The sequence below is a fragment of the Sphingomonas sp. Leaf5 genome (assembly GCF_001421155.1).
In the GTDB taxonomy this organism is placed as follows: Bacteria; Pseudomonadota; Alphaproteobacteria; order Sphingomonadales; family Sphingomonadaceae; genus Sphingomonas.
The window spans coordinates 33913-48699 of the sequence record NZ_LMJZ01000010.1 but is presented as its reverse complement, the minus strand read 5'-3'; the positions used below and the strand labels follow the sequence as shown (position 1 = coordinate 48699).

Below are 14787 nucleotides of genomic sequence, written 5' to 3'. Positions count from 1 at the left end.
GTCGGAGTCAACCGATCGGTTGCAGGCAGGGGGCAGGGTTATGCGGCGATACACGGTATATCTGGGCAGCGTGGCATTGGGCACGATGTTGTCGCTGGGGGCCAGCGCGATGCTGACCGCCGCCCCCGCGCCGATGCGCCATGCCGCCGCCACGCTGACGCTCACCCTCGATCCCGCCAGCCAGACGCTGCGCACCCTCTCCCCCGCCGCCGAACCGGCGTTCGATTTCGTACCCGGCGGGCGGGCCGCGACGCGCAAGGGCGATGGCTTCAACCAGATCGGCGATCTCCACCTGCGCGTCCGCAGCGCCGGTGGCACGTGGCGCGACTTCTCGTCGGCGCAGCACCGCGTTCCGGTCCGCGCGCTGCCGGCCGCCGGCACCGTGATCGCGCGCGCCGACATGACCGCGACGATGGGCGCGGGGTTCCCGCTCACCGTCGAGCGCACCTGGCTGCGTGAGCGCGGCACGCCGGTGCTGCGCTTTACCCTCGTCAATCGCGGCACCACGCCGGTCGAGGTCGGCGCGCTGGGGATGCCGATGGTGTTCGACAACATCATCACCGATCGTTCGCTGGAACAGGCGCATGCGCAGGCGAGCTTCGTCGACCCGTATATCGGCAACGACGCCGGCTATCTTCAGGTCACGCGCCTCAACGGGAAGGGGCCTGCGCTGCTGGTCGTACCCGATGGCCGCACCCCGCTCGAACAATATCGCATCCTCGACGATGCGCGGCGGAAGGGCGCGGGCAGCGTCTTCACCGATCGCACCCCGCGCCAGCAGACGTTCGAGGGCTTTTACGACTGGATGGTCGCCAGTGCTGCGATGGCGGACAAGGGGCAGCCATGGAACCCCGCGACCGGCTTCACGCTCGCCCCGGGCGAGCGGCGGACGTTCGGCGTGCGGCTGGTCACCGCGCCGTCGATCCGCGCGATCGAACCGACGCTGCAGGCCGAGCGCCGGCCGGTCGCGATCGGCTTTCCCGGCTATGTCGTCCCTACCGACAGCCCCGCCGACCTGTTCGTCCGTGCCGCGCAGCCGGTGCGCGACGTCGCCGTCACCCCTGCCGATGCGCTCACGCTGACCCGCGTCGCCGGCCCGGCGGGCTGGAACCGCTGGCGCGTCACCGGCACCGGCTGGGGCCGGGCGCGGGTCGCGATCACCTATGCCGATGGCAGCGTGCAGAGCGTCCATTACTACGTCACCAAGCCGCTCGCGCAGGTCGCCGCCGATCTCGGCCGCTTCAGCACGACGCGGCAATGGTTCGACGACGCCGCCGACCCCTTTCACCGCGCGCCCGCGATCCTCACCTATGATCGCGAGGCGAACCGCATCGTCACGCAGGACCAGCGCGTCTGGATCGCGGGGATGAGCGACGAGGGCGGCGGCGGCGCATGGGTGGCCGCGACCATGAAGCAGCTCGACCATCCCGATGCCGGCGAGGTCGCCAAGCTGGAGCAAATGGTCGACGAAACCGTGCTCGGCCGGTTGCAGATGGCGAGCGGCGGGGTGAAGAAAAGCCTGTTCTATTATGATCCCAAGGCGTTCGGGTCCTATTACGACAAGGGCATCGACTGGTCGACCTGGGCGTCGTGGGACAGGAAACAGGCCGACGATCTGGGCCGTTCGTATAATTACCCCCATGTCGCGATCGGGCATTGGGTGCTGTATCGGCTCGCACGCCATCACGCCGGGCTGGTCACCCGCCACGACTGGCGCTTCTATCTCGCCATGGCCGCGCGCACGACCGTCGCGATGATGCGCGACGCGCCGCATTATGCGCAATTCGGGCAGATGGAGGGCGAGATCTTCGTCGAGATCCTTACCGACCTGAAGCGTGAGGGGCTGACCGACGACGCGCGCGAGGTCGAGGGATTGATGAAGGCGCGCGCCGATCACTGGCGGACGCTCGCCTATCCGTTCGGCAGCGAGATGGCGTGGGATTCGACCGGCCAGCCCGAGGTCTATGCGTGGATGCGCTATTTCGACCACCCGCGCGAGGCAGCGGTCACGCGCGAGGTGATCCTGGGCTACGACCCGACGATCCCGCACTGGGGCTATAACGGCAATGCCCGCCGCTACTGGGACTTCCTCTACGGCGGCAAGGTGAAGCGGATCGAGCGTCAAATCCATCATTACGGCTCCGCGCTGAACGCCGTCCCGTTGTTCGACGCCTATCGCCGCGATCCGGCCGATCTTCATTTGCTGCGCGTCGCTTATGGCGGCCTCATGGGCGGCATCACCAATGTCGACCGCGAGGGCTTCGCCTCTGCGGCGTTCCACTCCGAACCCGATATGATGCGCTGGGATGCCTATACCGGCGATTACGGCATGGGCTATTTCGGCCATGCCTATGCCGCCGCGACCTATCTGGTGCAGGACCCGACCTTCGGTTGGCTGGGCTTCGGCGGGATCGTGCGCGAGGATGGCGGGGCGATCGCGATCGAACCGCGCGACGGGGCGCGCACCCGGCTGTTCATCGCCCCCGCCGGACAATGGATCACACTGGCGGCGGGAACGATCGCGCGTGCCCGCTGGCTGCCGGCAACGCGCCTTATCGAACTGACGCTCGACCCGGCGACCGCGACCACACCGACCGCGCATCTGTCGGTCGAGGCACCGGCCGGCGGCGCGGCCTATGCGATCGACAAGGGTGTGGAGGAGCGGGGGTTCACGACCGTCGCGCTGTCGTCGACCGCCACGACCTTGACCCTGTCCCCGCGCTAGCCACCACCGTCATCCCCGCGGAGGCGGGGATCCAGAACCTCTGACGACTGCGACTCCATCGCCGGACCTGCGCGTCTGGATCCCCGCCTTCGCGGGGATGACGGATGGGGTATGTCTACCGCGCCCCACCCAGCGCGCGCAGGAAGAAGTCGTATTCGCGCCGTTGCCCATAGGCGACCGGCCCGGTCGACCGGCCGGCGGCATGTTCGCCGTTCGGCACCACCAGCAGTTCGAAATCCTTGTCCGCACGAATCAGCGCGTCGACGACCTGCATCGTCGACGCCGGATCGACGTTCGAATCCTGCTCGCCGACCACCAGCAGCAGCTTGCCCTGCAACTTGTCGGCATGGACCACGCCCGACGCCGCCAGATAGCTCGCATCGACCGGCCAGCCGAGCCATTGTTCGTTCCAGTCGATCTTGTCCATGCGGTTGTCGAAACACCCGGCGAACGCGACCCCGGCCTTGTAGAAGTCGGGATGGAACAGCAGCGCGTTGAGCGTGCTCTGCCCGCCCGCCGACCCGCCATAAATGCCGACCCGCGACAGATCGACCGACGCGTCCTTCGCCGCCAGTGCCTTCATCCATGCGATCCGGTCGGGAAAGCCGCTGTCGGCCAGATTCTTCCACGCGACGTCATGGAATGCCTTCGACCGGTTGGCCGTGCCCATCCCGTCGATCATCACGACGATGAAGCCCAGATCGGCGATCTGCTGCATCCCCATCGCCTTGTCGCCGCCGGAAAACCCGCCGAACGGCCAATATCCCTTCGGCACGAAACTGTCGTGCGGCCCGGCATAGATGTTCTCGATCACCGCGTACCGCTTGCCCGGATCATAGTCGCGCGGCCGCACCACCATCCCGTAGATGTCGGTGGTCCCGTCGCGTCCCTTGGCGACGAACGGCTCGGGCGGGCGATAGCCGGCGGCGGTCAGCGCGCGCACGTCGCCCCGCTCCAGCGTCGCGATGATCCGGCCGCTCGACGCATCGCGCAGGTCGGTCACTTCCGGCAGGTCGGTGCGCGAATGCACATCGACGAAACTGGTGCCGTCGGGCGAGAAGCGCGCCTCGTGCGTTTCATCGCCATCGGTCAGCCGGGTCAGGTTACGCCCGTCGAAATCGATCCGGAACCAGTGTTTGTGATACGGGTCCTCGCCCGGGGTCACCCCGCCGGCCGAAAACCAGATGCGCCGCGCATCGTCATCGATGCGGGCGATATCGCGCACGACCCAGCGTCCCCGCGTGATCGGCCGCACCCGCCCGGTCGCGCCGTCGACCCAATACAGATGCCGCCAGCCGTCGCGCTCCGATGCCCAGATCAGTTCGCGCCCCTCGCCCTTCACGTCGTGCACGAAGCGGCGTTCGTTGAAGACGAAGGTCTTCGCATCCTCGCCGATAACGGCACGCGCCGTGCCGGTGGCGGTATCGACCGCGATCACCTTCGCCTGCTGGAAACCGCGCCGCAGATACTCGAACGCGAAGCTGCGGCTGTCCTTGCGCCACTGGATATCGGCGAGTTGCCACGGGTTCGGGAACAATGCGTCGGACACGTCGATCCGCCGTCCGGTCGCCGCCTCGAAGAGCACCGGCCGCTCCTGATCGATCGCATCGCCGGGCTTGGGATACAACTGCTCGGCCAATTTGGGCTGCACCTGCCCCACCGGCGACGACACCACCCGCGTCACGATCCGGCGATAGCCGGGCCGCACCCGGTACAGCGCCAGCCATTTGCCATCGGGGGACCAGACGAGCGTCTCGGGATCGTAGAAATCGCCGGGACTGCCGTCCTGACTGCGCCACGCCTCCGCACCGCCGTTCGCACCGCGCACGACCAGATTGTCGTCGACCATCAGCGCCTCGCGCGCGCCGTCGGGCGAGCGCTGCGGCACGTTCAGCGCCGGGACCTTCAGGTCCCGCACCACCCCGAACCCGCGCGGTCGCCGGCCCGGTTCGTCGACCGGCGCGCAGACATAGTCGGTCAGCGTGCAGCGCCACGGGACGTAATCGATCGCGAAGCGGATCGCGCGCCGCGCGCCCTCGAAATCGAAATGCTCGAACGGCAGCCGCAGCGGATCGACCGCCTGTCCCTGCGCCTTCGCAAGTCCCCTCGCCACCGCCGCCGCATCGAACGCCGCCGACTTGGCGCGCGTCGCGGTATCGACGTCGACGAACGCGAACCCGCCCGCGACCGTCTTGCGATAATGGAAGTGCCGCCCGTCCGCGTCCCATTCCGCCGGAAAGGCGATGTCGCGCGTCAGCCACTGCCATTGGTCGCGCAGCGCGATCGACTGCGCGACCCGGGGATCGGTCTGTGCCTGCACCGGCCCTGCCAACAGTGCGAGCGCCAGCAACAACCGCTTCATCGTGCCGCCTCCAGCGTGAACGTCCAGTCGATCGGGCGGAGCGGCACGCGATAGCGCATGTGCGGCCGCCCATCGGTGCTCCATCCGGTATCCCCGCCGACACCGCTCTGCGCGACGTCGATCAGCAGAGTACCGTCGCCATGCGGGCGGATGTCGCTGCTGTGCGCCTTGGCCGGCGGCTTTTCCATCAGATCGGCATAGGGAAAGGGCAGCGCGTTCACCGCCAGCGGCCGGTCACCGGTAACCCGTACGCCGGCCCCGTCGGCACCGGTCACCGCGATCCAGCGCACATCCTGCTTGGTCCCCGATTCCTGCGGCCGGGCATAGCCATGATATTGCTCGGCCAGCGTGCCGGCATACTCGCCGACCAGCGCCGCTGTCTTGCGATCGGCATAGCTTTCCCACGGCCCGCGCCCGTACCAGCGGATGCGGTCGAGCGACGGCGGCGTCCGGAACTGCATGCCGATGCGCGGCGGATCGGGCAGGTCGTCGCGCAGCGGCACGAACCGTACCGCCGCCCGCGCCACGCCGCCGGCATCCATCGTCCAGCGCGTCGTGACCTTCACCGATCCCACGCCCATGTCATGACGAACGACGATCGCATCGCCGTCGATCGCGATCGCATCCAGCCGCCGGTTGTTGCTGAACTGCTCCCACATCCGGTGGCTCTTGGTCATGCCGGTGCCGACGTCGTTGTCGGTCGGCGCCCGCCAGAAATCGGGCGCACCGCCGCTCAGCAACGTCGTCCGCCCGCGCGCATAGCGCCGGACCAGCCCGGTCGCCCGATCGATCTCCAGCACCGCATCGCCCGCCGCCAGCCGCAGGACGTCGCCGCCATCGACCGGTGTCGTGCTGCCCTGCGCCGCCGCCAGCGGACGCGGCGGCGACAGCGCGAATTGTTCGTACCCGACGACATGCCCCGCCGCGACCAGCGGGATCGCCCCCGCTTTGGCCCGTGCGCGCAGCACCAGCATCCGTTCCGCCCCGGCATCGCGCGCCGGCGGCAACGCCAGCGACAGCAGCGCGCGCTGCCCCGCTGCCACGACCGGCATCGCCACCCGCCCCGTCGCGACCGCGCGCCCGTCCTCCAGCACCGCATAATCGAGCGTGAAGCGCGACAGGTCGATATGGTCGTGCCGGTTCAGCACGACGAACCCCTCGTCCGCCCGCGCGAACGCGATCGGGGCATAGACCTTCGCCATCTCATAATATTCGGGATCGGGCGTCCGATCCGACCGGATGACGCCGTCGCCGACCGGGCTGTCGTCGCCGTCAGGAACGAAGTCGCGGCCCTGCGCCCAATAGTCGCGCCCCGCCGCGTCCTTGCGCAAGATGGTCTGGTCGACCCAGTCCCATACGAACCCGCCCTGCAATTTCCGGTGGGCGCGAATGACGTCCCAATAGTCCTGAAAATTGCCGAGGCTGTTGCCCATCGCATGGGCATATTCGCACAGGATCAGCGGCTGGGTGAATTCGGGCCGCTCGGCATAATCGACCATCTTTTCGACATCGTCGTACATCGGCGCGAAGATATCGACATAGGCATTGGTCGGGTGCCGCCACCCGCTCATGCTGTGCCCCAGAAAGCTGACCAGCCGGGTGTCGTCGCGCGCCTTCACCCACTTCGCCGCCGCCTCGAAACTGGTGCCGACGCCGGTCTCGTTGCCCAGCGACCAGAAAAGGATCGAGGGGTGGTTCTTGTCGCGCTCCACCATCCGTTCGACCCGGTCGAGATGCGCGGCCTTCCATTCGGGCTTGTAGCCGAGCAGCGTGCCCTCGAAATCACCGCTCTGTTGTGCCTGCGACAGATAGCCGTGACTCTCGATATTGGCCTCGTCCATCACGTACAGCCCGACCGCATCGGCCAGTTCGTACAGGCGCGGGTCGTTGGGGTAATGCGACGTGCGGACCGCGTTGACGTTCGCCGCCTTCATCAATTCCAGATCGCGGCGCAGCGTCGCTTCGGACACAATCCGGAAGGTATGCGGGTCATGTTCGTGCCGGTTGACGCCGCGGATCATGATCCGCCGGCCGTTGACGCGCACCTCGCCATCCTCGATCGTGACCGTGCGGAACCCGATCCGGCGTTGCGTCGCCTCGACCACGCGCCCCTTCGCATCGAGCAGTTCGACCAGCAGCGTATAGAGATCGGGCGTCTCGGCGCTCCATGCCCGCACCGCCGGCACGTCGCCGGTCAGCCGGACGGTGCGCTGCGCGTCCGGCACCCCCTCGCGCGTCAGTACCGCCCGCCCGCCATCGAGGACGCTTGCCCGCACCCGCACCCGCACCGCCGCGCTCGCCCCCGCCACCGCAACGTTCAGCACCAGCGTGCCGTCGCGAAACCCGTTCGCCAGCCCGGCACGCACATCGATGTCGCGCAGGTGCGTCGCCGGCGCGGCATATAGCGTCACGCTGCGCTCGATCCCGTTGACCCGCCAGAAATCCTGATCTTCCAGATAGCTGCCATCGGCATAGCGATACAGTTCGATCGCGACCGTGTTGCGCCCCGGCCGCATCGCCGCGGTCACGTCGAACTCGGCGGGCAGCTTGGAGTCCTCGGAATAGCCGATCCGCTGCCCGTTCACCCATAGATAATAGGCCGCACCCGCCGCCCCGATCGTCAGCAGCATCCGCCGCCCGGCAAAGTGCGGCGGCACCGTCACCTCGCGGCGATACGATCCGACCTCGTTCAGCCGGTGGTCGATTCGGGGCTGGTCCATCGGAAACGGATAACCCGATCCGACGAACACCGGCGTCCCCTGCCCCTGCGCCTGCAGGATGCCGGGCACCGCCACCGTGCCCCAGCCGCCGACGTCATAGTCGGGCCGTTCGAAGCCGACCGGCCGCGTTTCGGGGGTCGCCGATCGGTGGAACCGCCACTGGCCGTCCAGCGACAGGTGATAGCGCGATCGCACCGGATCGTCGCGCAGCGCGAGCGCCCGCGTCTCGAAGCCGTCGAACGTCGCGTGCATCGGTTCGGCACCGATCCGGATGACCTCCGGCCGCTCCCATTCGGCCGGTGCCGCCGTCTGCGCGGTGGCGGTCGCGACCGCCAGTGTGGACACCAGCATGGCAAGCGCGACGCGACCGATCATTGCTTCTTCTCCCTAGCCCGGTGGCCGATACCGCAGGGGCACCGGCCACCGGTATCCTTCCTCAGAATTCGGCCGACAGACCGACGAAGAAGGTCCGCCCGGCGACGTCGTACACGCCGGGATAGGTGTTGCCGTTGCCAAAGGACGCCAGCACGCCCTGTGCGATCGCCGGCGGATCGCGGTCGAGCAGGTTGTTGACGCCGATGCGCAGCGCCACATCCTTCATCACCGTCGCGCTGGCCGCCAGATCGAAATAGTTGGCGACCGGCAGGCGCGAATTCACGACATAGGTCGATCCCTTCAGGTTCTCGTCATCGGTGTTGAACGAGTTCTTCGTCGCGCCGATGTAGCGCCAGTTGAGCGAGATCGAACCCTTGCCGTCGGTGGAGGTCCAGGTGAAGCGCGCCTGGTGCCGCCACTCCGGGCTCGGCTGGCCGCAGGTGCCGCCGAACAGGCCCTTGCAGTCATAGGAACCAAGACCCGGCAGCGGTTCGGTCGTCAGGTCGCGCAGCCACGTTCCGACCATGCTCACGCTGAAATCGCCGAGGGCGGTGTCGACCCCGTAGTTCACCCCGAGGTCGAGACCGCTGGTGGCGAGCGAACCGGTATTCTGCGTCGTCGAGGTGACGAAGCCGGCGGTCGTCGCGTCGCCGCCGAACAGCACGCCGTTGCGCGGATTGCGGTTGAACAGCGAACAGAAGAACGGATCGCCGGTCGCGATGCACTGGCTGATCGTCAGCGTGACCGGGATCACGCCGATATAGTCCTTCACCTTGATGTTGAAATAATCGACCGACAGCATCAACCGCTTGGCAAAGCGCGGGGTCAGCACCAGCCCGGCGGTGTAGGTGTCCGCCTCTTCGGGGCGCAACGCCTGGTTGCCGCCGAAAAAGCCGGTGCACTGCTCGCTCGGGCATTCGATGATGTTGCCATATTGCGCGGCGGTGACGCCGGTATTCTGGCACTGCTGCAACGTCGCCGCCGGGCTGGTGCCGGAGCACGGGTCCTGCGTCGTCACATTGCCCGGGCTTTGCGCCCCGAACAGTTCGGAAATATTGGGTGCCCGGATCGCGCGGTTATATCCGCCGCGCAGGCGCAGGTCGCGCGACGGTGCCCAGGCGATTTCGCCCTTGTAGGTGGAAATGCCCTTGTCGCTGGTGCTGTAGTTCGAGAAGCGATAGCCGCCGGTCAGCGACAGTTCCCTGAAGAACGGCCGGTCCTCGACGATCGGCACCCGGACTTCGGTGAACCCTTCGGTCACATTGAAGCCGCCCTCGATCTCCTTCGTGCCCTTGGCGAGCGCCAGCGCGTCGGCCCGGAATTCGAGCGATTCACGACGATGCTCGACGCCGAAGACCGCGCCGATCCCGCTATCGGCCCATGGCAGCTTCACGCCATATTCGCCGCCGTCGACGGTCAGCGTGCCCGACAGGACCGTTTCCTTGTCCAGCCCCTCGGTGCTGGTCGGCGCATAGACATAGGCGAGCGCCGCCGCGGTCGGCCCGCCGAACTGGAAGACGTTGAGCGGAACGCAGCTCGGGTCCGAACCGTCGACGACCGAGCGGCACGTCGGCACGCCATTGACCAGATCGACCTTCAGCGCGCGGTTGGCGCGTTGCGGGTCGATGTCGTTCCGATACGTCTCGTTGAAGATCACCGTCGAAAACAGCGCATTGGCATCGTAGCGGATACCCGGCGCGATCTCGCCCCGGAAACCGCCGCTGACGCGATAGTCGGTGTGGCGCAGGTCGTCGCGGCGCGGCTGGGCCGGGGCGGCGACCGGACGATAGCCGATATAGACGTCCTGGTTGACGTTGGTGCCCGCCGCCGCGCTGCCGCACAGCAACCCTGCCTGCTGCGCGCTCATCAGCGGGTTGTTGCAGTTGATCGAATACGGATACCCCTGGAACAGGGCCGACGGCGCGACCTGCGAATTGGTGCGGTCGTCCATGAACATGAAGCTGCCATAGACTTCCACGGCCGGATTGACTTCATACTTCGCAAAGGCACCGGCAATGAAGCGGGTGTCGTTGCGCTGGAAGTAATTCAGCGGCGCGTAGTTGTAGCGGAAGTCGGGGTTATACTGGACCCAGGTCTTCTGACCGTCCTTGATATTGTTATACCCGCCGGCAGCGATGCCCGAGCGCAGCGGCACGAACCGCCCATACTGATTGTTCGACGATCCACCACAGGTCAGCGACGTCGCCGCCGATGGCGTGCCGGAGAACACCGGATCGAGCGCGCAGGCCGATACGTCGCGGTTATATTGCAGGATCGGCTTCACGTCGCGATAGCCGAAATAGGCGGTCACGTTGCCGCGATCCTCGGCGAAATTGGCACCCAGCGCGATGTTCGCGTCGAAACGCTGTCCATCGACCGGGCTGCGCAACGCCGGGGTGAAGCCCGCGCCGACGACCCGCGCACGGTTCGCGGCATTGTCGTTCTGATGCGCCGAGAAGCCATATTGCACGTCGGTCTTCACACCGTTCAGATTGTCGCGCAGCACGAAGTTGATGACGCCCGATACCGCGTCGGACCCGTACACCGCCGACGCACCGCCGGTCACGACATCGACCCGCTGCACCATGAACGACGGAATGAAGTTCAGGTCGGTCGCCTGGATCGGCAGCAGCCGCTGCCCGTTGACGAGCACGAGGTTACGATTGCTGCCGAGGTTGCGCAGGTTCACCTTCGCGGTCCCGTCCGATCCGTTCGACACATTCTCGTTCGCGTCCGGCGTGATCTGCGGCAGGCGATTGAGGACGCTCTCGATATTGGTTGCGCCCTGCAACCGGATCTCGGCGGCATCGACGGTCGTGATCGGGCTGTTGCTCATCACCCCCGGCTGGGCAAGGCGCGTGCCGGTGACGGTGATGACCTCGCCATCGCCTTCGCTCGCTTCGCCGGCGACCTGACCATCGGTCGTCGCTTGTGCGAAGGCCGGCAAGGCGTTCCCCAACACCAGCGCGGTTACCGCCGCGGATGCCAGCAATCTCGTCATACGTTGCATCGTCAACCCCCCATTGTTTGAAGGGAACATACACATCGAAACGAACTCATCAAATATATTATACTATGTACGAGCAGGAAAGTTAGTGCGGTGGTGCCGATAGCGTCCTTTCCGTGCGGGAAAGGGCCGAAAATGGTCACGGTATGACGATCGGCACCGTCGGTGACGATCCCGTGATACCGCTTTCTGCCCTCCGTCAGGCGGGTGGCGCGTCGGTCTGGAATTCGCGGCGCAGGTCGACCACCGTCTGCTCGATGTGACCATACATCGCCTCGCGCACCGCTGCGGCATCGCGCGACAGCCAGCGATCGAGCAGCTCGGCATGTTCGTCGTTCGCCCGCTGGTCGCGACCGAGCGGTTCGAGATGCTTGCGCACATAGCGTTCGCCCAGCACGTGCAGCCGCTCCAGCACCGTCGTGGTGATCGGCTGGCGCGACGGGCGCAGCAGCGCGAGGTGGAAGGCGCGGTTGAACGCGCCGACGCCTTCGCCATGCGCGTTGGTGGCCGCGTCGAGTCGCGCGAGGGTCCGGGTCGCCGTCTCGCGCTCCGCCTCGGTCGCGCGCACGGCCGCCGCCGCCGCGATCTCCGGCTCCAGCCGCAGACGCAGGGCATAGACTTCCTCGGCTTCGTCGATGGTCAGCTCGCGCACGAAATAGCCGTGATTGGCGCGCGACCGCAGCAGCCCCTCCTGCTCCAGCCGGGTCAGCGCCTCGCGCAGCGGGATCTTGCTGACCCCCAGTTCGGCGGCCAGCGCGTCCTGCCGGATCGCGCGGTCCTGCTCGACCCGGCCGGCGAGAATGCGGTCGCGGACCAGATCGACGAGCTGGTCGGACAGGTTGCGGATAATGATGCCGGTCATGGAAAGCGCCTCGTCCGGTCGGTATATTCCGGGGCTGGTGCCTTAGCTTGGCGGCGGGACGATGCGCAACCGCGCCTCATCCGAAGCGTCCCAGATCGAACGGGGTCAGGTCGACTGCCGGCGTCTCGCCGTGCAGCAGGGCCGCCAGCGCCTCGCCGGTCGTCGCCGACAGCGTCAGGCCGAGATGCTGATGACCAAAGGCATAGGCGATCGCCCCGCGCCGCCCGATCGCGGGCAGATAGTCGGGCAGCGTCGGCCGTGCGCCCATCCATGGTTCGACCGGCGCGCCGATCGACAGGCCGAGGCTGGCGACATGCCCGCACAACCGCGCCCATTTCCGGGGATCGGGGGCCATATCGATCCGCGCGAATTCGACGATGCTCGCCGCGCGCAGGCGGGTGGCGAAGCGGGTGACGATCATCGACCGATCCTCGAACACCACCGGCGGCAGGTCGGCGGGCCAGTCGCCGGGATCTCCCTCGATATGATAACCGCGCTCGGCGATCAGCGGCGCGGACAGGCCGGCCGGCGCGACCAGCGCGGCGGAGGCCGCCCCGGCCGCGACCACCGCGACGTCGGCGGCGTGGGTCGTACCGTCGTCCAGCGTCACCCGCCCGTCACCGCCGACCGCGCGTACCCGGCCCCGCACGAACGTCCCGCCCTGCGCCGCGAAGCGCGTGGTCAGTGCCTTGCCCAAGGCGGTCGTATCGACGATCTGCCCGCTGCCGACGAACCGGATCGCGCCGGCGATCGGAACGTCGGTCAGGGCGCGAAGCTGCGCCAGTTCCTCAGGCGTCGCATCGCGCACGCTCGCGGTGCCGGTATCGGCCGCCATCCATCCGCGCCGGCCCCGCGCCGCGCTGTCCGGCGTTTCCCACACCACGAAATGCCCGTCGACGCGCAGCAGGTCATCCGCGTCCGCCTCCGCCAGCACCTGTCGCCACGCGGGGATCGCGGTCGCGAGCAGCGCCGACAGTGCCGCCTTGCCACGCCGGAACCGCGCCGGACGCGCCGCGAGCAACATCCGCAAACTGAACGGCAACCACGCTCCGATCGCGCGCGGCGGCAACGCCAGCGCGCCCCCGCGCGAGAACAGCCGGCCCGGCACGCTCCGGATCGTCGCCAGCGACGCGAGCGGTTCGACCTGTTCGACCGCGATATGCCCGGCATTGCCCCATGACGCGCCCCGCCATGGAGCATCGGGCGCGACGATCGTCACCGCCGTGCCGCGCCGTTGCAGCGCCAGCGCGACGTTCAGCCCGACGACGCCGTCGCCGATGACGATCGCGGTCGCGGGCGCGCGCTCGATCATCCGCGTGCGCGCACCAGACTGCGCGCACGGCCATAGCCGAGGTAGAAGACGACCCCGACCACGTTCCACAATCCGAACCGGACCAGCGTCTGCGTCGGCAGGCTGACCAGCAGGTACAGACAGCCGAGGATCGCCAGCGTCCCCACCACGAACGGCGCGGGGCAGCGGAACACGCGCGGCATGTCGGGTGCCCGCTTGCGCAGCACCATCATGCACGTCGCGACCGCGATGAACGCCAGCAGCGTCCCCGCATTCGCCAGTTCGGCGATCTCGTCGAGCCGGAAGAAGCCCGCCACCGCCGCCACGAACACGCCGGTCACCATCGTCACCAGCGCCGGCGACCCGGTCCGCGCCGACACCCGGCTGAGCGAGCGCGGCAACAACCCGTCGCGCGACATCACGAAGAAGATGCGGCTCTGCCCGTACATCATCACCAGAATGACCGACGGCAGCGCGATCAGCGCCGCCAGCCCGATCGCCCACGCCGCGAACGGATGCTGCAACGTCCGCAACACATAGGCCAGCGGCTCGGCGGAGCGGCCGAGGTCGACATAGCTGACCGCCCCGATCGCTGCGACCGCGACCCCCATATAGATGGCGGTGCACGCCGCCATCGACCCGATGATCCCGATCGTCAGGTCGCGGCCCGGATTGCGTGCCTCCTCGGCCGAGGTCGCGACCGCATCGAAGCCGTAAAAGGCGAAGAACACGATCGCCGCCGCCGCCATCACCCCGCGCGTCGCCCCGCCCTGCACCTGGCTGCCAAAGCCATAGGGCATAAACGGTTCGAAATTGCTGCCCGAAAACGCCGGCAGCGCGAAGAAGACGAACACGGCCAGCGCGACCATCTTGATCGCGACCAGCGCGATGTTGAACGTCGCGCTCTCCTTGGTCCCCGCCACCAGCATGCCCGCGATGCCCAGCGCCACCAGCACGGCGGGCAGGTTCACCAGTCCCCCGCCATGCGGCCCCGACAGCAACAGCGGCGGCAGATGCACCCCGGCACTCTGCAACCATCCGACCAGATAGGCGGACCATCCGACCGCCACCGTCGAACAGGCCAGCGAATATTCGAGGATCAGGCTCCACCCGACGATCCACGCGATACTCTCGCCGATCACCGAATAGGTATAGGTGTACGCGCTGCCGGCGGTCGGGATCAGCGTCGCCATCTCGGCATAGGCCAGCGCCGCGCAGGCGCACACCGCGCCCGCAATCGCAAAGGACAGGATCACCGCCGGCCCGGCCCGATCCGCGCCGACCCCGGTGAGCGTATAGATGCCGGTCCCGACGATCGCGCCGATCCCCAGCGCGATCAGATGCGGCCAGCTCAGCGTCTTGCGCAGCTTGCGGTCCGGATCGGACTCGTTCGCGTCGAGGGGCTTCAGCGGCCCCAATATCCCTCGTGCCAAGCCCCTGCCCCC

The 14787-nt window shown here is 67.7% G+C and carries 7 protein-coding genes; 1 reads left to right on the top strand and 6 read right to left on the bottom strand.

Annotated elements, in window-relative coordinates; genetic code table 11:
- Window positions 1–40 precede the first annotated feature (40 nt).
- On the top strand, window positions 41–2725 hold the full coding sequence (locus tag ASE50_RS08580; RefSeq protein WP_056398572.1) for a DUF5695 domain-containing protein: 2685 nt from the start codon (window positions 41–43) through the stop codon (window positions 2723–2725).
- A 115-nt stretch (window positions 2726–2840) separates the two neighbouring features.
- Here ASE50_RS08580 and ASE50_RS08575 read toward each other — a convergent pair whose 3' ends face one another.
- The 6 genes from ASE50_RS08575 to ASE50_RS08550 all read right to left on the bottom strand — a co-directional run bounded on the left by ASE50_RS08575 (window position 2841) and on the right by ASE50_RS08550 (window position 14775).
- The gene (locus tag ASE50_RS08575) at window positions 2841–5087 is read right to left on the bottom strand and encodes a S9 family peptidase (protein ID WP_056398569.1); all 2247 of its coding nucleotides are present in this window, start codon (window positions 5085–5087) and stop codon (window positions 2841–2843) included.
- Window positions 5084–8182, bottom strand: a complete 3099-nt coding sequence (locus ASE50_RS08570; protein WP_235512265.1) for a glycoside hydrolase family 2 TIM barrel-domain containing protein — start codon at window positions 8180–8182, stop codon at window positions 5084–5086. The genes ASE50_RS08575 and ASE50_RS08570 overlap by 4 nt, the downstream gene beginning before the upstream one ends.
- Before the next feature lie 61 nt (window positions 8183–8243).
- Window positions 8244–11192, bottom strand: a complete 2949-nt coding sequence (locus ASE50_RS08565) for a TonB-dependent receptor domain-containing protein (protein ID WP_056398565.1) — start codon at window positions 11190–11192, stop codon at window positions 8244–8246.
- A gap of 196 nt (window positions 11193–11388) precedes the next feature.
- Window positions 11389–12051, bottom strand: coding sequence for a GntR family transcriptional regulator (locus ASE50_RS08560; protein WP_056398562.1), 663 nt, complete (start codon window positions 12049–12051; stop codon window positions 11389–11391).
- A gap of 76 nt (window positions 12052–12127) precedes the next feature.
- Window positions 12128–13363 (bottom strand): NAD(P)/FAD-dependent oxidoreductase, encoded by a 1236-nt coding sequence (locus tag ASE50_RS08555; protein WP_156347265.1) that lies wholly within the window; start codon window positions 13361–13363, stop codon window positions 12128–12130.
- Window positions 13360–14775, bottom strand: a complete 1416-nt coding sequence (locus tag ASE50_RS08550; RefSeq protein WP_056398561.1) for an amino acid permease — start codon at window positions 14773–14775, stop codon at window positions 13360–13362. Before ASE50_RS08550 ends, ASE50_RS08555 begins: the two co-directional genes overlap by 4 nt.
- Window positions 14776–14787 lie beyond the last annotated feature (12 nt).